The organism is Cryobacterium sp. SO2 (assembly GCF_026151165.2).
Classification (GTDB): domain Bacteria; phylum Actinomycetota; class Actinomycetes; order Actinomycetales; family Microbacteriaceae; genus Cryobacterium.
On sequence record NZ_CP117849.1, the window covers coordinates 2,249,495 to 2,267,798 of the forward strand.

Consider the following 18,304-nt stretch of genomic DNA (forward strand, 5'->3'; position numbering starts at 1 on the left):
GAGCCGCCCGGTCGGACCTCGCGTACCCTACGCTGAGCCTGTGTTCTCCATCGTGACGTCGACGCTCCGACTGGCCGCCTCGCGCTGGCCGGTCCTGCTGGCGTTGTACCTGGCCGGCTGGCTGGCACGCTACCTGGTCATCGAGGTGGCCGCCGTCGCCGGCACCACAGACGCCCTGGCGGCCTTCCTGATCATGCCCGTCGCCATCCTCACCAGGCTGGCGAGTTTCATCGGCATGTTCCTGGTGCTCCGAGCGGGCATGCCGGCCTTCGGCGAGCTCGCGGCGAACGGCGACGACGCCATCGATCGCACCGGCGACTCCGCCGGGCCGTCCCGACGGAACATCCAGGACCTCTTCCTGGCCAGCATCCTGCCGTTCTTCGCGTTCTACGCCGCCTGGCAGTTCCTGCAGGAGGACACCCTGCAGTACGCGGCGTCGGCGCTGGCGAAGATCAACCCGTTCGCGGATGTCGACACCTCCGCCGGCGTGCTCAACCTCCAACTCAGCTGGGCGTCCGCCGCGGCCATCGCCGTGGCGTTCACCGGCCGCTACCTGCTCAAGCGGTACAGCGCCAGGCTCCCCCGCTGGACGCCGATCTTGACCGTGTACCTCGAGGCCGTATGGGTCTACCTCACCCTCTTCCTGATCAGCAACTATCGTGCGGACCTGGCGTCGTGGGTGGCCAGCAGGGCCGCGACCCACTGGGTGGCCGACCTGCGCGGCACTCTGGGAGAGTTCTTCGCACCGCTCGGACTCGCCTGGGACGCCGTGGCCTGGGCGATCGGCGAGGCCGGGGCGCTGGTACTCCTGCCGGTCGCGTGGCTCGCGCTCGCCGGCATCGTCTACGGCCGCGCCCTCTCGAGCACGCCGCTCGTGCTCCGCGTTCCCCAGAGCCGCTACGCCGACAGGGTGCGCACCGGGTACGCGCGGGTGCCGGCGGCGGTGTCCAGGCGGGTGGCGGATGTCGGCAGCGATTTCGTGAGCCGCTGGAAGCCTCTCGCCAACGCCCTCACCCTGATTTGGCGAGCCGGCGTCGTTCCGATGGGGATCTTCGTTCTCGCCTACACGGTGCTCGAGGCATCGGGAGCGTGGCTGTCCTTCGGAGCGACACGGTTGATCGGCGCCCACGATCTGGAGACGTGGTGGATGAACGTCGACGGGGTGCTGAACTTCGGCATCGAGGTGCTGCTGGAGCCTTTGCGCATCTGCCTGATCGCCGCCGGTTACGACTACTGCCTGCGGCGGCTGGGCGAGAGGCGCCTGGCGGCGGCCGCGCCGGCGGTCCCGGCGACGGCCTGAGCCATCCGCCCGGTCTCAGTCGAGAGCGAACCTGGCATACTCCGGCAGTTCGGAGACCACGGAGATACCCAGAGCCAGCGTCGCCTGCTCGCCGGCGTCGTGCGGCACCACGAACTCGGCGTCGAAGGTATAGGGCTCGCTCAGCTCGGAGCTGCAGGAGGAGAGGGCAGGGCCGGCGCCGGCCAGCGACACCGCACCGTTCGCCGCGTTGGTCCAGCTGCGTGCCGCGTGCGGCCCGCCCCTTTCCTCCAGCCGTGCCGTGCACAGGCGCCAGGTATCGACCAGGGCACTGGCGTCCGCAGCCACTGTGGGGCGCGTGGCGCCCGTCGGGTCGACCCGAACCGTGACGACCACCAGATCGGTGCCGGCGGGCAGATCGCGCTCCCGCCCTTCCGCGCTGTCCGCCCCGACCCGGTCGGTCGACTCGATACGCCATCCGAACTGCCCGTACCGCACTGACTCACCCGCCGTGACGTCCACAGGCTTGCTGGGCCAGCCGGCGAAATAACCGAGCCACTGGTGCACGGCCATGATGCCCAGGGTCGCCGGGAGCAACACCACAATGGCCAGAAGCGCCAGCCGGTTGCGCTGGAACCAACCGCCGCGTCTCACCGGCTGCCCCGTTCGGGGAAGGCCACGTCGAGACTGGGCTGCACCTCGAGCACACTCAGGTCGATGGGCACCACGATGAGGGAGTCGACCCGGGGGTCCGAATTGGCCGCCAGTTCAAGCCTGGCCGATCCGGCAGCCGCTCCGGCCACGACATCCGCCGGCAGTTCGAACATGAGTGGGCCGTTCAACGCGATTCCGGTTGCCAGACGCGCTGCGGCGACTGTGGCGTCGCCCGGTCGGATCGAGGCGCTGAAGCCGGAATCACCGACTCGGAGCACGGCGGTACCAAGCGGCGCACCCTGGTCGTCCACCAGCGCCTGGACGCTGAGATCAACGACGACCCAGACGCCGGGCGTGCTTCCCGCCCAGCCGTTGCCCGCTGTCACCGTCTCGGTCACGGCCACCGAATGCACCGTCGCGGCAATGTTGCGGCCACTGGCCTGCTCCCCGACGGCGCCGGGAACGACGATGGCCGATTGCTGCAGCTCCCGGTCGGGCGCGGTGTGCAGCACGACAGCCGCAAGGGCGAGGATCCCGACCAGTGCCGCGCCGTTCGCGGCGTGCCGCCAGCCAGAGGCAGCCGACCGCGCGGAATCAGATGGTGCAGCCGCGGGCGCGGTCGACGGCGCAGCCAGCGGCCCGGCGCCGGTCATTCGGACGCCCCCGCACCCACATCGTCGAGCACAACGTTGACGGTCGCCGTCACGACGGGGTCGTCGTACAGACCGCCGTAGGTGAGCCGGCCTTCGCTGATGAACACCCGGTCGAACAGCTCGACCCGCACCGGATCACCAGCCGTCAGGGCGTCGCCGGCGACCTCCCAGACGAAAGCCAGCTCGACGGGCACACCGGGTTGCACCACCACCAGGCCGCTGCCGTCATCGATCACCAGAATGCTGAGCGGCCGCTGGTTCTGCCCCACCCCCGGGACGCCGCTGAGACCAATGGTGTCGGTTTTCTTGCCGCCCGCTGTGGTGCTGCTCGCTGTCGCGCTGACCGACCCCGCCGTGCCCAACCGCCGCGGTTCCGTGGTGGTGTTCTCCACGACCGCCCGCACGACGAGCAACCGGTTTCCCTCCTCCGGCATGAGCAACTGCTCGGGGAAGGCATCGATGAGCAACGCCTGGGAGACCGTGACGGTGAGTTCCGAGCCCACGTGGCTGTCGCCCACCGCGACGACCGGGGCTGCCTCCACCGGTGCCGCGTCCAGACCGCCGAACAGGGCGGACAGCCCGAGCAGACCGGCGGCGCTCCCGGTGACCAGCCAGCGGGTCGGCAGCCTGGTGAGGAGGCCGCGGGCACGCCCGGACCAGGAGACAGGCCCGGTCGACGGGGCCCGGGTCAGGCCTTCAGGAACCGGGTCGGTCATGGGGCCATCGTAGCGAGCGAACCGGCAGTCCGTACCGCCGAGGGCGCCAGCCCCCGCGGCAGGCTCCAGGTGATCGGCACATTCCGCATGACCAGAACGCTGTCGAGGATGGCGCTGCCGGCCGGCAGACCGTCGAAGAAACTCGACCGCACCGAACGGGCCCGTCCAGGCGTCACCTGCCACTGGCTGGTCTGCAGGCGCAGGCCCTCGAGCCGGCGTCCGTCGCGACTGGGCGACCAACCCACAGCGCCGTTCTGGAAGAAGGCAGACGCATCGACGAGCGTGCCGAACAGCTCGCTGGCCCAGTCGTCCGTGAGGTCGACGTCAGCGGCCACGGTGGCGCCGGCCGCCGTCATGGCCACGGCGATGTGCTCATCCGTCTCGTGGCCGGTGAAGCGGGCGTGCTGGTGCACACCGGGAAAGACCCGCCCGCCCGCGATGACGGGCAGCCAGGACGCGGTGTGCCGCTCCGGGATGTAAACACCCGTGTGGGTACCGGCGTCGTCGTCCCACTCGACGGCGATCCGGTGAGCGGCGTTTTCGGCGCCCCACCCTATGGCGGGGGCGAACCAGGCAGGACGCAGCGCGCCCAGACGCAGCAGGCATACCCCGGCGACGCCCGCGCCGCGCACCAACTGGGGTCGCAGTCCATCGGGAAGCAGTGCTGCCGCAACCACCGGGTCCACCCGGTAATTGATCAGCAGACGACGCTCGATCGTGGCCGCGAGGCGGGGCACGGGAAACATCATCGATCGGCCTTCTTGGCGCTCTTCCTGGCCGCCTTTTTCGCGCTCTTCTTGGTGCTGCCGGCAGACTCGCCGCCTGCCGCCTGCACCGCGGGGCGTGCCGCCGGGCGGATGCTGCGGAGCACCATTTGCTCTGGGCACACCGTCGAGAGGAAGTCGCCGACGGAGAGCGCAAGACGGTCTCCGGCCAGTGAGTACAGGATGCGGTTGGCGTCGCGCCGTTCGGTCACGAGGCCGGCGACCCGCAGCACCGAGAGGTGCCTGGAGATGGTGGGTCCGGTGGCGGAGAAGCGTGCGGCGATCTCCCCCGCGGCGAGTTCCCCGTCTTTCAGGTCCTGCAGGATCTGGCGGCGGGTGGGATGCGCCAATGCGGTGAACACATCGCCGGCGGCGTCGATCGTGCTGGTTGCTTGCATATTCGCAATGTAGCACTCAAGCTAAATAGCGCACAAGGCCGATTGTCCACGATACTCACGTCCCGCCCGCAGAACCGCCGGGTCAGGACTCGGCAACCTCCGGCGCGGCCGGCATCCCGGCGAGCAGGGCGCCGGCGCGCTCGGTGATCCGTCGACCGGACTCACCGTCGTGGCCGAGCACCCGGAGGCTGCTGTACAGAATCGTGGAGACCAGGGCCTGGGCGTCCTCGTCCGGGCGATCGGCACGAATCGCGATCACGCTCTCCACGAGACCGAAGATCACATCGACCAGGTAATCGAGGGCGGAACCGGTGTCGCCCTCAGACGGGCCGAGGTCGGCGCGCACCGACGCCTCGACGCTCTGCATGATGAGTGCGGCATAGGTGTCGCGCAGCCGCGCGCGTTCGAGCCGGAACGGCTCCAGGAGCTCGTTGCGGATCTCGGGCAGGAAGTACAGGCTGCCGATGTTGTACGAGGAGCGGGCGAGCTGGCCGGTATCGAAGCCGATCAGCGCGGCCAGGCGCACCACGGCCGGATCGGTCGCCGCATCCAGGTAGGCGGCCACGCGCACGGAGGGTTCCACAGTGCGCATCAGCAGCACCTTGAGGATCTGTTCCTTGCTCGGGAAGTGATAGTAGAGCGAGGCCTGCCGGATGCCCACCCCGTCGGCGATCGCGCGGGTGGAGGTGGCGGCGAAGCCCCGCTCCACGAAGAGCTGGGCGGCCGCGTCGAGGATCTGCTCGGTGGCGGAGAGGTCGGGGCGCCGGGCCGTTCCGGACCGAGGTCGGCCTCGTTCCGGCCTGTGCTGCACGAGGGCGTCTGTCACAGAGCCATCGTGTCACAGAATCCGGCCTGCCTCGCGGCGAGCGGCGGGGGCGGGCATCTCGGGCGACTCCCCCAGATACGCGACAAAACACAACATGGGCGTTACCTGCCGGAAACACGCGTGCGCTTCTATCAATTTCAAGCACCTGTCACCCGATAGAAAGTCGGTCGGAACGGCTGCCAGGGCCGCCCCCACGGCCCGCCGGTTTCCCGACCGCGTTCGTTCCCCGTCTCACCGTGGGCCCACCCCCGGCCTGCTCGACCACTTCCACTTGAGGACAGAATGAAAAAGAAAGCACTTGCCGGTTTCGTCGCATCAGCGGCCGCCGTCGCGCTGTTGGCCACGGGCTGCAGCTCGGCCGCGACGACGGCGTCATCCGCAGGCAGCACCACACTGCGGATGGCGTTCTCCAGCGACATGACCACACTGGACCCGACCACCATTTACCAGTACGAGGGCAACCAGGTTCTCACGGCCGTCTACGAGGGCCTGCTCGAGTATAAGGGTGACTCTACCTCCGAGATCCAGCCGCTCCTGGCCGAGGCGTACACGGTCTCTGAGGACGGCCTGACCTACACCTTCACGCTGCGCGAGGGTGTCACGTTCGCCGACGGAACCGTGATGGACTCGGCCGCCGTGCAGCAGAGCTTCGAGCGGCTCGCCGACCCCGACGTCGCCTCGCAGATGTCCTACATCGTCGCGGGCGTCGCCTCTTATGCCACCCCGGACGCCAATACCTTCGTCGTCACGCTGAGCGCACCGAACTCCTCGTTCCTCTCGTTGATCGCCAGCCCGTTCGGCCCCAAGGTGATCAACCCCACGGTGCTCGACGCCCACAGCGACGACGACGCCCTCGAGTACCTGCAGAGGGCCACCGCCGGCACCGGCCCCTACGAAGTCACCGAGTTCAGCACCGGCCAGCAGTACACGCTCACCCGCAACGACTCCTACTGGGGCGATGAGCCGTACTACGAGGCCGTCACCTTCAAGATCATCCCCGATGCCGCCACGCAGGTGCTGCAGCTCCAGGGCGGCGACCTCGACATCATCTCCGGTCAGCCCATCGCCACCGTGCAGAGCTTCGCTGCCAACGACGAGTTCGAGGTGTCGTCCCTGCCGACGCTGCAGAAGGCCCAGTTGCACTTCAAGACCAGTGGTCCGCTCGCCGACCTCGCACTGCGTGAAGCGCTGCGCTCCTCGATCGACCGCACGGCACTGGTCGAGCAGGTCTGGGGCGACTTCGCCGCGGAGTCCACCCAGATGTACCCCGTGGACAATGTGGCTGACGGCCTCGCGACCGACGACTGGGAGGTCGACACGTCGACCCTCGCCGGTCTGGTCTCCGGAGCGTCCCTCACCCTGGGCTACCTCGCCGACCAGGCCCAGGACAAGCAGGTCGCCGAGGCCCTTCAGGCCCAGTGGCAGGAAGCCGGCGTCGACATCACGCTCGTTCCCATCCAGGGCGGTGGCGAGATCTACGGCTACAGCAGCGACGTCGCCAGCGCACCGGACATGATCTACGAGGCGTCCTACCCCGACTCCGCCCACCCGGATGCCTGGGCCCGCCTGTTCTGGTACAGCGACACCGCGGCCGGCAACGGAGTGCTCAACTACCTGCTCGGCGGCGTTCCCGCGGCCGACGCCCTGATGGACAGTGGACTGACCACCCTCGACGCCGAAGCCAGCGCCGCGGACTACGCCGAGGTGGGCGACCTGCTGCACGACAGTGTGAGCTACGTCACGATCGCCGACCTGCAGGACACCTTCATCGTGCGCGCCGGCATCACGGGCCTCGACCACTGGCTGCCCGCACCGGGCACGCTGCAGCTGAAGACCCTCACGGTCTCGAAGTAACCAATGAATTTTCCGCACATCGCACCCCTCTCCGCCGGGCTCACCCCGGCGGAGAGGGGTGCGCCCCCGCGCCGGCGGTTCAGCCTGCTGAACGCCTTCCGGCGCAAGAATGTCGGCTACCCGGAGCGGGTGGCCCTGGTCCTCATCATCGTGCTCACCCTGGTGCTCGTGGTCGCCCAGTGGATCACGCCGCACGGCGCGAAAGACATCGTCGGTACCCCGCTCACCGCTCCTGACGGCGACTTCCTCCTCGGCACCGACAGCCAGGGACGTGACGTCTTCTCGCGCGTCCTGCTCGGGCTCCAGGCCAGCTGGTTCGGCGCGCTCGGGGTCATCGTCTTCGGCGTCCTCGTGGGCGGCACCATCGGCCTCATCGCCGGCATGCTCGGCGGGATCATCGACACGGTCCTCATGAGGCTCACCGACGCGGCCCTCGCCCTGCCCGGCACCCTCGTCGCCCTCATGGTCGTCGCTGCCCTCGGCCCGAGCCTGCAGAACACCCTGATCGCCGTGGCCGTCACCTGGTGGCCCTGGTACGCCCGGATCGTGCGCGGCCAGACGCGCACGGTCATGTCGCTCCCCCACGCCGACGCCGCACGTCTCGGCGGGTTCTCCCGCACGCGGATGGCCCTGGTGCACGTGCTGCCCGGCAGCATCGGCCCCATCCTGGTGGCCGCGTCCCTCGACGTGGGATCGGTTCTGCTGGTGCTCGCCGGTCTGTCGTTCATCGGGCTCGGGTCTGCCTCGCCGGCCGCCGAGATCGGCAGCATGTCGGCCGACGGCCTCACCTTCATCTTCAACGCCCCGTGGATTGCGTTGGCACCGGCGGTGGCCCTGTTCATCGTCGCCCTGCTGGCCAACTTCGCGGGCGACGCACTCCGAGAATTGGCGGACTGAGACATGCAGAAACTCATCCTCACCCGCATCGCCTCGCTCGCCGGGGTCATGCTGGTGCTCTCACTGGCCGTCTTCTTCATCCAACGGCTGATCCCCGCCGACCCGGTGCGCGCCCTCGTCGGCCGCACCGCCAGCCCCGAGGTCGTCGCGGCCGCCCGGGTGCAGCTGGGCCTGGACGACCCGTTCTTCGTGCAGTACGCACGGTTCCTCGGCAACCTCGTCCTGCACGGCGACCTCGGCAACTCCCTGCGCACGCGCAACCCTGTCGCCACCGATATCGGCGCCTTCCTGCCGGCGACACTCGAGCTGGTTCTCGTGGCCACCGTGCTGGCGCTGGTCGGCGGCCTGGTACTGGGAATCCTCAGCTCCAGGTCCGGTTGGCTGTCCTCTGTGATCAGGTTCGTCACCGTGGCCGGGTCGAGCTCGGCGACGTTCCTGGTCGGCATCCTCGCCATCCTCGTGCTCTACCGAAACCTGGGCTGGTTCCCGGCGGGCGGGCGCAGTGAAACCGTCCTGGCGCCGGGGCCCACCGGCTTCCTGCTCGTCGACACTCTCCTGGCGGGCAATCCGGCCGGCTGGCTCGACGCCCTCCGCCACCTGCTGCTGCCGGCCGCCGTGCTGGCGCTTGGCCCCACCGTAGCCATCGGACGCACCCTGCGCGGCTCGCTGCGCACGGTGATGCAGGCGGACTTCATCCGCTCCGCCCACGCCAAGGGCTTCACCTGGTCGGCCGTCACCGCCAGGCACGCCCTGCGCAACTCGGTCAACCCGGCGCTGTCCATGGCCGGGCTGCAGATCGGCTTGCTCTTCTCCGGCTCGGTGATCGTGGAGACGATCTTCTCCTGGCCCGGCGTCGGCGGCTATATGAGCAAGGCCATCGGGGCCTCGGACTTCCCCGCCATCGTCGGCGTCGTGCTGGTGCTCGGCGGCGCCTACGTTTTGATCAACTTCGTCGTCGACATGCTTCAACTCGTGATCGACCCCCGACTGAGGAGCACCTCGTGACCGACACAGACACCGACACAGGCTCGGGCAGCGACACCGGCACCGCTCCCGTCGCCCGGGTGCGCGACCTCAGGGTGGAATTCGACACCAACGACGGCACCGTCCTGGCCCTCCGCGGCGTCGACCTCGACATCCTCCCTGGCGAGATCATCGCCCTGGTCGGCGAGTCCGGATCGGGAAAGAGCGTGTTCAGCAGCTGCCTGATGGGCCTGCCGCCGGCCAGCCGCAAGACCACGGTCACCGGCTCGGTCTGGGTTGCCGGCGTCGACATGATCAACGGCGACCCGTCGCACCGCCGCGATGTGCGCCGACACCTGATGGGTGCCGTGTTCCAGGACCCGCTGACGTCGCTGGACCCCACCATGAAGATCGGTCGCCAGGTGCGCGAACGCGGGGCCGACACGGCCCGCGGCATCGCGGCCCTCGTGGACGCCGGCGTGCCACTGCCAGAGCAGCGCATGGAGCAGTGGCCGCACAGCCTCTCCGGCGGACTCCGTCAGCGCGTGAGCATCGCCGCGGCGCTCACCAGTGACGTGCGGGGCCCGACGGGCAGCGACGTGGACTCCCTGCGCATCCGTGCTCTCACCGATGAACACGACGGCACGCCGCGGTTGCTCATCGCCGACGAGCCCACCACGGCCCTGGACGTGCGCGTCCAGGCGCAGATCATCCAGCTCTTCGCTCGGCTGCGCGCCGAGCACGGCTGCTCCATCGTGCTGATCACGCACGATCTGGGCGTCGCGGCACAGATCGCCGACCGTATCGCCGTGATGTACCAGGGTGAGATCGTCGAGATCGGCGAAGCCGCGGCGGTGCTCGGTGACCCGCAGCACGACTACACCCGCCGGCTGCTGGGGGCACGCCTGGACATCAACAAGGTCTCGGCGGCAGTGACTGTCGGCAAGCCCACGGTGCCCGGGCAGGCGCGTGCCGCCGAGCCGGAACCCGTGCTCTCGCTGCAGGGCATCATCAAGAGCTTTCCCCGCGCGGACGGCAGACGCGGCGATCGCCTGACCGTGGTGCGCGGGGTGTCCCTCGACGTGCCGGCGGGTGGCTCTGTCACCCTGGTCGGCGAGAGCGGCTGCGGCAAGTCGACCCTGCTCAGGATCGCCACCGGGCTGGACTCCCCCGACTCCGGCACTGTCCGGGTCTCGGCCGCAGGCGGTAAGCCACAACTGGTGTTCCAGGATGCCGGCTCATCGCTCACGCCCTGGCTGAACGTGAACACCCAGATCGTGGAGCGCCTGCGCACCCGGGGGCTGTCCCGCCGGGACAGCCGCGAGGAGGCCGGCGCCATCCTCGAACGGGTCGGGCTCGACCAGCGTGCCGGCCGGTCCCGGCCACGCGAACTCTCCGGCGGACAGCGTCAACGGGTGGCCATCGCCCGCGCGCTGGCCTCGTCACCGCGCATCCTCGTCTGCGACGAACCCGTGAGCGCCCTGGATGCGTCGTTGGCCTCGCGCGTGCTCGACCTGCTCGAGGAGCTGCGCGAGACGATGGGGATCGCGATCCTCATGGTCACCCACGACCTCGCGGTGGCCAAACGGATCGGTATCGACCTGGCCGTGATGTACGCGGGCGAGATCGTGGAGCGGGGCACCGTCGCCGAGGTCTTCGCCGCCCCGCAGCACGAGTACACCCGGGAGCTCCTGGCGGCCTCGCCCAGCATCTACACGGCCTGAGCGCCCAGCACACCACCGCACTGCGCCCACCGCACTGCGCCCTCTGCACTACCCACTGTCCTCCCCACCAGCCCCCGAAGGAATCCCATGACCTCTCACCCCTTACCGGTTCCGGCCGCCCGCGACTGGGCCGACGGAACGTCACTGGCGGTCGAGGGACTGCCCCAGCGACTCGTCAGGTTCGTGCTCGGCTACGAACCGATCCGGGAGGACGTGTCGATAGCCGGTGGCGACCCTTACCGCATCCTGCTCGAACCGGTGACCGCGGCGGCTGTCGTCTACGAACGCGGCTGGGTGCTGCTCGACAGCGGATTCAACGTCGACACCATCCGCGACCCCGAGGCCAGGGCCGCCCACTACAACTGGGACAGTTACACCGCCATCATCACGCCGGGCGACGCGCTGCGCGACCAGGTCGCCGCGGCCGGGCTCGACTGGGCGGAGCTGGCCGGATGCGCCATCTCGCACGTGCACATCGACCACACCGGCGGGCTCCGCCTGCTCGCGGACGGCCCTCCCGTGCTCTTCCAGCGCGCCGAATGGACCTTCGCCTCGACCGTGGCCGGGCTCGAGCACTTCGCCGCCACCGACGACTTCCTCCGCGACGGCCTCGACATCGTGCTGCTCGACGGCGACACCGTGCTGGCCCCCGGGCTGACGGCGCTCGACACCCGCGGTCACACCCCCGGTCACCAGTCCTTCAGGGTGGACCTCGCTGAGGGCAGCATCGTGCTCGCCTGCGACGCCGCCGACCTGCGGGCGAACATCACCGAGTCCACGCCCTGCGGCTCCACCGCGCTGCCGGAGGGCGCGGCGGACGCCCAAGCCTCGATCGACCGGTTGCACGCCCTCGACGCCGAGCCGGGGGTCGAGGTCTGGCCTGGGCACGACCCGGACTGGTGGGCGTGGCAGAACTTCCGCGACCAGTGGGCGTAGGCACCTGACCGACCGCTGCTCATACACCGCCCCACGCCCGACCTCGCCTCACCCTGAACCCGTTTGAACTTGCCTGAAGGAACCACCATGCATATCGTCCTCGTCCACGGAGCCGGCGGTACCCCGTCCACCTGGAGCGCCGTCACACCGGTCCTCGAAGCCCGCGGTCTCCCCCACACTCTCGTCAGCAACCCGCTGAAGTCCCTGCGAACAGATGTGGCGAACACCCTCGCCGTGATCGACTCCGTTCAGGGCCCGGTTCTCCTGGTCGGCCACTCCTATGGCGGCGCCGTGATCACCAATGCCGGCCGTCACGATGCCGTGCAGGGTCTCGTCTACATCGCCGCGTTCGCGCCCGATCACAACGAATCGGTCACCGACGTCGTGCGGCGGTACGAGCCGGCCGAAGTGTCGAAGTACATGGAGCGCGGCGAGAACGGCGAGTGGTCGACCGGGCGAGGCGGCGACTTCTGGGCCGAGATCGGCTGGGACGTTCCCGCGGAGCACCGCGAGTCCCTGATCAGCGAGACCCGCCGCTCCGAGAACGCCATTTTCGACGAGGAGTCCCACGATCCAGCCTGGCAGGTGCTGCCCAGCTGGTACCTCGTTGCCAGCCGGGATCGCACGCTGCGCCCGGATGCCCAGCGTGACATGGCGGCCAGGGCCGGTGCCGTGACCACCTCGATCGACACCAGCCATTTCACGCCGCGGGTCGCTCCCGAGACCGTCGTCGACGTGATCGAACGCGCTTTCAGAGCGCTCGCTTCCGGGAATCCAGCCGGGAAGTCCGCCGGGCACTCGGCCGCTGAGGCCCTGGTCGAGCACCAGGCCGACGCGGTCGCCACTCACCCAGCCGGGTGATGGGCCGCACCGGAACCACCGGCACGCTGGGCGCCCGCTTCTGGCTGATCTTCGCCGCATCCACTCTCACCGGCATCGCCAATTCGGCCAGCGCACCCGTGCTGTCGCGGTTCGCCACGGATGTGCTCGGCGGCACATCCGCGCTGGCTGGCCTCATCGTCTCGGTCTCGTCCTTCGTGTCGATCATCGTGCAGCCGGCGGCCGGCGCCGCCACCGATCGCTTCGGGCACAAGCGGGTCGCCATCATCGGCTCGATTCTGGGTGCGTTTGGCTTCGCGATCATCCTGGGCGCCACCGGGGCCGTGGACGCTGCCACCAGCAGGGTGGTCTTCGGCATCGGCTACGCGGCGCTCGGAACCGCCGTCATGGCGTGGGTGATCTCCGCGGTCGAACCCGGTAACAGGGGGCGCGCCCTCAGCCTCTATGGCATCAGCATCTGGCTCGGACTGGCGTTGGGCCCGCAGATCGGGGAAACGGTCTACCAGGCGTGGGGATACCAGAGCGTCTGGGTTCTGTGCGGCATCATCCAGGTGGCCGCGCTCGTCTGTGTCCTGCCGGCCGCCGACCCGTTCCGGCGCATCGCCGCCGTGGTGCCGGCAACCAGATCGTCTCGAGCCCGGGACTGGCGCAGCGCGTTCACCGCCGTGGCCCGGCCCGGCACCGTCGCCGCGCTCGCCTGGTCAGGTGAGGGATTCCTGCTCGCGTTCCTGATCGTGCACCTCGAGCACAACGGGCTCTCCAGCGACGGCCTCCTTGGTGCGGCCAGCGTGTTCACAGTCTTCGCCGCGAGCGTCATCGGCACCCGCCTGCTGCTGGGCGGGTTGCCCGATCGGGTGGGTCCGGTGCGCACGGCCACCGGCTCGTTGGTGGTGTTGGCCGCCGGCATGGCGATCCTCGGCTATTCCTACTCCTTCCCCGTTGCTGCGGTCGGTGCTGTGCTGATGGGCACCGGCTTCGCGCCGCTGTACCCGGCGCTCACCATGCTCGCCACCGCGACCCTGGATCCGGCCCGCCGCGGCGCCGGGCTGGGGGTCTTCTCCGCCTTCACCAGCATCGGCTACGCCGCCGGGGCCGTGCTCGGCGGCGTGGTCGCCGACCTGCTCGGCGAGAACAACGCATTCCTCGTCGTCGCCGCGATGCAACTGCTGGCCATCCCGATTCTGCGCTCCTCCTGGCGGGGTCGCCCGCGCTCCCGATAGGCCGCCGCTCCTCCACAGACGGCATGACGAACGACCTTTCCACACCCCCTTCGAGAGGGGTTGGAGTGTCGGTGGTGGGTGCGATTATCAACGCATGAGCAGCCCAGCAGAGCAGTTCCCGCCCGATCCGGATGGTCCGGATCACGACGCCCGCGGCCCGGATGCCGGCGCCCACGAACACGCCCACCGACGACGCCACACCCTGCAAGAGCAGGCCCGGACAACCCTGGCCAGGAAGGTCGCGAAGGCCCAGAAAGCCCACCGGAGCATCGCGAAAGCGAACGCGAAACGGGCCCGCGTGCTCGCCGACCTGCAGCAGTGGAGCAGCGACCCGATGAACGCGAAACTGCTCAACCCCGACTACGCCCTCGAGCGGGCGCGCGGCCCGGTCCTCACCGACGCGCAGGCAAGTCCGCGGACGATCGCCGCCTGGGAAGACCAGGAGATCGCCCGCCGCACCGTGATCAGCGAGGTCGCCTGCGCCCTGCATGTGGCCGATCGCACCGCGGAGAACCTGATCGGCGAATCCGCGTTGTTCGCCGGGCCGATGACGTTGACCCTCACGGCGATGAGCCAGGGTGAGATCAGTTACCGGCACGGGCAGGTGTTGATGGAGCAGCTCAGCTTCATCTCCCTCGAGGAAGCCGCCGAGCTGGAAGCAGAGCTGTTGCCCGCGGCCAAAGACCTCACCGTGGGCAAACTCAAGGTCAAGGCCCGACGGTTGCGGGAACACCGGCACCCGGAAACCCTCACCACCCGCGCCACCGCCGCAATCGCTGACCGGGGAGTGTGGTGGGAGGGCCGACCAGACGGCATGGGCACTCTCACCTGGTACGGCACCGCCGCGCAAACCCAAGCCGCGCACGACCGACTCACCCGCATCGCCCAGGCCACGCAGGACGCCGAACGCCAGGACGACAACATCCCGGAGGACCAGCGCCGCACCATCGGCCAGATCTGCGCCGACGCGCTGGCGGACCTGACCCTGGACGGCGTCACCCCGACCGGCACCGGCGGCGGCATCCACGGGCAGGTGATGATCACCGTCCCGGTGCTCACCCTGCTGGGTCGCACCGAGGAGCCCGGTTTTCTCGAAGGATACGGGCCGATCCCCGCCGACGTCGCCCGGGAGATCACCGGCGGAGCGCCCAGCCTCACCCGGCTGCTGACCCACCCGGAAACCGGTGCCGTGCTCTCCGTCGGGAAAGAGCATTACACCGTCCCCGCCGACCTCCGCCGCTGGCTCAGACTACGAGACGGCACCTGCCGGTTCCCCGGCTGCACCCGGCCGGCATCCCGCAGCGAGATCGACCACACCACAGCGTGGGAGCACGGCGGACCCACCGACTACGACAACCTCGCCCACCTCTGCGGCCCCCACCACCGGCTCAAGCACCAGACCCTGTGGTCGGTCGTGCAGGAACCCGGCGGGGTGCTGGTCTGGACCTCCCCGGCCGGCGCCACCCACCGCACCTACCCCGAAACCACCCTCGGACCACCACCCACACCGACCCCCAGAAGCGACCGGCCTACGCCCGAGCCCCGGCCGGATGCCCCGGACACCCCTCCACCCTTCTAACGCCCCGAGAAGACGTGCCGATATGAGACGTCGGCCGAATCAGCTTCAGGCCAAGACCACCTCCACCGATCGGGCAGACCCGCGTTACTGGCCGATGGTGAAACTGGAACTGACCCCCGCGGTGAGGGTCCCGGAGGCGGCCGTGAGAGTGTATGTCGCCGAACGATTCGTGCGGCACCCCGCGAACGTCGCCACTCCGGCAGACGCCGCACGAGGATTGCTGGTGCACGTGAGCGTAGCTCCGCCCGGTGTGGTCAGCCTCAGGGTGATTCCTGCGGAACTGGACACAGTATTGCCGTGGGCATCCTGAATACCAACGCTCGGCTGCGTACCCCAGACCTGGTTGACGGTGCCACCTGACGGAGACGCGATGAAGACCAGCTTGGCGGCCGTACCTGCCGTGATGGTGAACGACGAACTCACGGCGCTGGCCAGGGCACCCGAGGTGGCGGTGAGAGTGTAGGTCCCGGCCTTGTCGATGCTGCAGCCTGTGAAGCTGAAGCGCACACCCGAGGAGGCCGATACGGGATTCGCCGCGCACACCAAGGTCGCACCGGCGGCCGAGGTGAGGGCGAGACTGGCCTGTCCTGAGGCGGCGACGGCGTTTCCGCCAGCGTCCTGCACTGTCACTGAGGGGGTGGTCGCAAATGTTGTCCCCGACGTCGTTGTCCCTGGTGCGGCCGAGAAGACCAGACGTGCCGCCGGCCCCGTCGCGACCGTGAAGGTCGCGCTCGTGGCCGCGGCGAGGCTACCCGATACTGCACGGAGGGTGTAGCTGCCGGCACGGTTGACGGCACATCCGGAGAAGGTGGCCACACCGGATTGCGCGGAGACCGGATTGGCCGTGCAGATGAGCGTCGCCCCGTTGGGAGTCGTGAGGCTCAGAGTCACCGCCACCGCGATGCTTGCGGTGTTGCCGCCCGCATCCTGGACCAGGACTGTGGGTTGGGCAGAGAAGGCAGCCCCGCCGGAGGCGCCGCTGGGGTTGACGCTGAAGGCGAGCTGAGTTGCCGGACCGGGGGTGACGGAGTACGTGCCGCTGACCGCCGCTGCCAGCGTGCCGGAGGTCGCGGTCAAAGTGTAATTGCCGGCCTTGTCGATGCGGCATCCCGAGAACGACGCGACCCCGGAGACAGCAGACCTCGGGTTCGTTGTGCAGTACAGCGTTGCTCCACCCGCGGTCGTGAGTCGCAGAGTTACGGCTCCGGTACTGACAACAGTGTTGCCGCCGGCATCCTGAATGGCGACCTGCGGCTGCGTGTCGAAGGTGGTGTTGTACCGGGTGGTGGATGTCGCGGAGGTGAAGCCCAACTTCGTGGCCGGTCCCACCGTCACGGTGAAGCTCGCACTCACCGCGGTGGTCAGTGTTCCTGAGCTCGCGGTGACGGTGTAGGTGCCCGCCCGGTCGACGAGGCAACCCGAGAACGAGACGATGCCGGTCGCGTTTGATGCCGGATTCGCGGCGCAGGTCAGTGTCGCTCCGGCGGGGGTCGTAAGGGCCAGGGTTATCGGTGTGGCACCGGCGACGGCATTGCCGCCGGCATCGCGAACGGCCACCACGGGTTGGGTGCCGAACGTGGTACCGCCCGTGGCGCCTGACGGGCTGGTCGTGAATACCAGGCGGGAGGCCGGGCCGGAGCTGATCGAGACGGTTCCACTGACCGCGGAGGTCAAGCCGGCGGACGTGGCGGTGAGGGTGTAGCTGCCCGGCCTGCTGATCTTGCAGCCGGCGAACGTGGCCGTTCCGGCCACGGCGGATTTGGGATTCGTCGTGCAGGCCAGGGTCGCCCCCGCCGCGCTGGTGAGCGCAAGGGTGACCGCCGCCGTGCTGGCGACGGTGTTGCCGCCGGCATCCTGGACCGCCAGGACTGGCTGCGCGGCGAAGGCGGCGTTCACTGTGGCTGACCCCGGTTGGGTCGTATAGACGATTCTGGCGGCCGGGCCCGTCTGAATGGTGAAAGCAGTGCTGACCGCCGCGGGCAGGGCCCCGGAACTAGCTGTCAGCGTGTATGTTCCCGCACGGTCCACGCGACAACCGGCAAAGGCTGCGCGTCCGGCGACGGCAGAAACCGGATTGGTCGTGCAGGCGAGGGTGGCCCCGGCGGCGTTCGTCAGCGTCAGGGTCACGCTCGCCGTGCTCGAAGTCGTTTCTCCCGCGGCGTTCCGGATAGTGACGACGGGTTGCCCGGGGAGAGCAGACCCGCCCGTCGACCCTGAGGGCGCGGTTGTGAAGACCAACTGGGTCGCCGGACCGGCGGTCTCCCAGGAGTTTCCAGCCATTATCGTAGTCGCGCTGAAGGCCGCGGTCACCGCGGTCGGCGGGACCGCAACCACGGTGGCCGCGATCAGGGTGCTGATGACGCCCAGGGCGACCAACTCCGCCGCGTGCAGCCGCTGAAGTCTTTTTCGGCCGGGTGAGCGTGGCGGACGTCGTTGACTGCGTGGGCTGCGCGGTGGTCGGGGGTTGGCGGGGCCGTCCAGGACAACGATGACCACTGCCGCCGCGCTCACCAGAATCCATAGGACCAGGGGTGCTGTTGCTGCCGTGGTCAGCCAGAATGCCGGCAGCCCGATCCAGGGGATCAGCAGGCGTGCTTGGCTGATGATGTCGGTCCGGTCAAGTGCAGAACTGTCCACGCTCTGATTCGCGTCCCCCGCCGTGATCAGCGACCCGTCTTCGTTGGCGCCCACCACTCGGTGAAGCACGGTACCTTCTGTCGCCGACCCAGCCGGAGCCGGAAAACTCACGACGAGACCGAGGGGCGGCGGAGTATCCTCCTCCATCGGTTCGGAGAGGACAATGTCTCCGGCGCTGATCAGAGGTTCCATGGAGCCGCTCTGCACGATGGAGCCGGTGAGACCGGTGACCATCGGCAGGGTGGCGCAGGCTCCCAGCGCGAGCACTAGTACCAGGTACGCCCGCGACAGTGTGGCGATGGTAAGAAAGCCCCAGCCCGCGCGAGCTGCGCGAGGCTGGGGTCCGACCATGCTGTCGGTGGAACCGCTGTCGAGGGACACTGCC

16 protein-coding genes are annotated in these 18,304 nt (G+C 69.2%); 9 read left to right on the forward strand and 7 right to left on the reverse strand.

From position 1 onward, the window contains the following. Positions 1 to 40: 40 nt before the first annotated feature. The gene (locus BJQ94_RS10385) at positions 41 to 1,300 is read left to right on the forward strand and encodes a hypothetical protein (protein WP_265398632.1); all 1,260 of its coding nucleotides are present in this window, start codon (positions 41 to 43) and stop codon (positions 1,298 to 1,300) included. Between the two features lie 15 nt (positions 1,301 to 1,315). On the opposite strand, the gene BJQ94_RS10390 is transcribed toward BJQ94_RS10385, so the two are convergent. The 6 genes from BJQ94_RS10390 to BJQ94_RS10415 all read right to left on the reverse strand — a co-directional run bounded on the left by BJQ94_RS10390 (position 1,316) and on the right by BJQ94_RS10415 (position 5,269). Further along, complete coding sequence (locus tag BJQ94_RS10390; protein ID WP_265398631.1) at positions 1,316 to 1,912, reverse strand: hypothetical protein; 597 nt, start codon at positions 1,910 to 1,912, stop codon at positions 1,316 to 1,318. Next, a complete protein-coding gene (locus tag BJQ94_RS10395; RefSeq protein WP_265398630.1) occupies positions 1,909 to 2,565 on the reverse strand; it encodes a hypothetical protein in 657 nt (218 codons plus the stop codon). The genes BJQ94_RS10390 and BJQ94_RS10395 overlap by 4 nt, the downstream gene beginning before the upstream one ends. Then, positions 2,562 to 3,281 (reverse strand): hypothetical protein, encoded by a 720-nt coding sequence (locus BJQ94_RS10400; RefSeq protein ID WP_265398629.1) that lies wholly within the window; start codon positions 3,279 to 3,281, stop codon positions 2,562 to 2,564. Before BJQ94_RS10400 ends, BJQ94_RS10395 begins: the two co-directional genes overlap by 4 nt. Beyond that, positions 3,278 to 4,030, reverse strand: a complete 753-nt coding sequence (locus BJQ94_RS10405) for a DUF2071 domain-containing protein (protein WP_265398628.1) — start codon at positions 4,028 to 4,030, stop codon at positions 3,278 to 3,280. Before BJQ94_RS10405 ends, BJQ94_RS10400 begins: the two co-directional genes overlap by 4 nt. Next, on the reverse strand, positions 4,027 to 4,443 hold the full coding sequence (locus BJQ94_RS10410; protein WP_265398627.1) for a metalloregulator ArsR/SmtB family transcription factor: 417 nt from the start codon (positions 4,441 to 4,443) through the stop codon (positions 4,027 to 4,029). The genes BJQ94_RS10405 and BJQ94_RS10410 overlap by 4 nt, the downstream gene beginning before the upstream one ends. Before the next feature lie 82 nt (positions 4,444 to 4,525). Then, entirely contained in the window at positions 4,526 to 5,269 is a 744-nt protein-coding gene (locus BJQ94_RS10415; protein ID WP_265398626.1) for a TetR/AcrR family transcriptional regulator, read from the reverse strand. A 282-nt stretch (positions 5,270 to 5,551) separates the two neighbouring features. Between BJQ94_RS10415 and BJQ94_RS10420 the strand changes: the two genes are divergently transcribed. The 8 genes from BJQ94_RS10420 to BJQ94_RS10455 all read left to right on the forward strand — a co-directional run bounded on the left by BJQ94_RS10420 (position 5,552) and on the right by BJQ94_RS10455 (position 15,282). Next, complete coding sequence (locus tag BJQ94_RS10420; protein ID WP_265398625.1) at positions 5,552 to 7,123, forward strand: ABC transporter substrate-binding protein; 1,572 nt, start codon at positions 5,552 to 5,554, stop codon at positions 7,121 to 7,123. Positions 7,124 to 7,126: 3 nt separating this feature from the next. Further along, positions 7,127 to 8,020, forward strand: a complete 894-nt coding sequence (locus BJQ94_RS10425; protein ID WP_265398624.1) for an ABC transporter permease — start codon at positions 7,127 to 7,129, stop codon at positions 8,018 to 8,020. Positions 8,021 to 8,023: 3 nt separating this feature from the next. Then, the gene (locus BJQ94_RS10430) at positions 8,024 to 9,025 is read left to right on the forward strand and encodes an ABC transporter permease (protein ID WP_265398623.1); all 1,002 of its coding nucleotides are present in this window, start codon (positions 8,024 to 8,026) and stop codon (positions 9,023 to 9,025) included. After that, positions 9,022 to 10,707: an ABC transporter ATP-binding protein gene (locus BJQ94_RS10435; protein ID WP_265398622.1), complete on the forward strand. Its 1,686-nt coding sequence runs from the start codon at positions 9,022 to 9,024 to the stop codon at positions 10,705 to 10,707. Before BJQ94_RS10430 ends, BJQ94_RS10435 begins: the two co-directional genes overlap by 4 nt. 87 nt (positions 10,708 to 10,794) lie before the next feature. Next, positions 10,795 to 11,643, forward strand: coding sequence for an N-acyl homoserine lactonase family protein (locus tag BJQ94_RS10440; protein WP_265398621.1), 849 nt, complete (start codon positions 10,795 to 10,797; stop codon positions 11,641 to 11,643). An 87-nt stretch (positions 11,644 to 11,730) separates the two neighbouring features. Then, on the forward strand, positions 11,731 to 12,504 hold the full coding sequence (locus BJQ94_RS10445) for an alpha/beta hydrolase (protein ID WP_265398620.1): 774 nt from the start codon (positions 11,731 to 11,733) through the stop codon (positions 12,502 to 12,504). Then, on the forward strand, positions 12,504 to 13,703 hold the full coding sequence (locus BJQ94_RS10450) for an MFS transporter (protein ID WP_265398619.1): 1,200 nt from the start codon (positions 12,504 to 12,506) through the stop codon (positions 13,701 to 13,703). The genes BJQ94_RS10445 and BJQ94_RS10450 overlap by 1 nt, the downstream gene beginning before the upstream one ends. Before the next feature lie 94 nt (positions 13,704 to 13,797). Then, positions 13,798 to 15,282 carry an HNH endonuclease signature motif containing protein gene (locus tag BJQ94_RS10455; RefSeq protein ID WP_275875467.1) on the forward strand — a complete coding sequence of 495 codons (1,485 nt, stop codon included), beginning with the start codon at positions 13,798 to 13,800 and terminating at the stop codon, positions 15,280 to 15,282. A gap of 84 nt (positions 15,283 to 15,366) precedes the next feature. On the opposite strand, the gene BJQ94_RS10460 is transcribed toward BJQ94_RS10455, so the two are convergent. Next, entirely contained in the window at positions 15,367 to 18,300 is a 2,934-nt protein-coding gene (locus tag BJQ94_RS10460; protein ID WP_265398740.1) for a hypothetical protein, read from the reverse strand. Between the last annotated feature and the right edge of the window lie 4 nt (positions 18,301 to 18,304).

Excerpts from the sequence above, each read along its gene's own strand:
- BJQ94_RS10395 (WP_265398630.1), bottom strand. The coding sequence starts at position 2,565 with ATGACCGGCGCCGGGCCGCTGGCTGCGCCGTCGACCGCGCCCGCGGCT.
- BJQ94_RS10400 (WP_265398629.1), bottom strand. The coding sequence starts at position 3,281 with ATGACCGACCCGGTTCCTGAAGGCCTGACCCGGGCCCCGTCGACCGGG.
- BJQ94_RS10405 (WP_265398628.1), bottom strand. The coding sequence starts at position 4,030 with ATGATGTTTCCCGTGCCCCGCCTCGCGGCCACGATCGAGCGTCGTCTG.
- BJQ94_RS10410 (WP_265398627.1), bottom strand. The coding sequence starts at position 4,443 with ATGCAAGCAACCAGCACGATCGACGCCGCCGGCGATGTGTTCACCGCA.
- BJQ94_RS10420 (WP_265398625.1), top strand. The coding sequence starts at position 5,552 with ATGAAAAAGAAAGCACTTGCCGGTTTCGTCGCATCAGCGGCCGCCGTC.
- BJQ94_RS10425 (WP_265398624.1), top strand. The coding sequence starts at position 7,127 with ATGAATTTTCCGCACATCGCACCCCTCTCCGCCGGGCTCACCCCGGCG.
- BJQ94_RS10430 (WP_265398623.1), top strand. The coding sequence starts at position 8,024 with ATGCAGAAACTCATCCTCACCCGCATCGCCTCGCTCGCCGGGGTCATG.
- BJQ94_RS10440 (WP_265398621.1), top strand. The coding sequence starts at position 10,795 with ATGACCTCTCACCCCTTACCGGTTCCGGCCGCCCGCGACTGGGCCGAC.
- BJQ94_RS10445 (WP_265398620.1), top strand. The coding sequence starts at position 11,731 with ATGCATATCGTCCTCGTCCACGGAGCCGGCGGTACCCCGTCCACCTGG.
- BJQ94_RS10450 (WP_265398619.1), top strand. The coding sequence starts at position 12,504 with ATGGGCCGCACCGGAACCACCGGCACGCTGGGCGCCCGCTTCTGGCTG.
- BJQ94_RS10455 (WP_275875467.1), top strand. The coding sequence starts at position 13,798 with ATGAGCAGCCCAGCAGAGCAGTTCCCGCCCGATCCGGATGGTCCGGAT.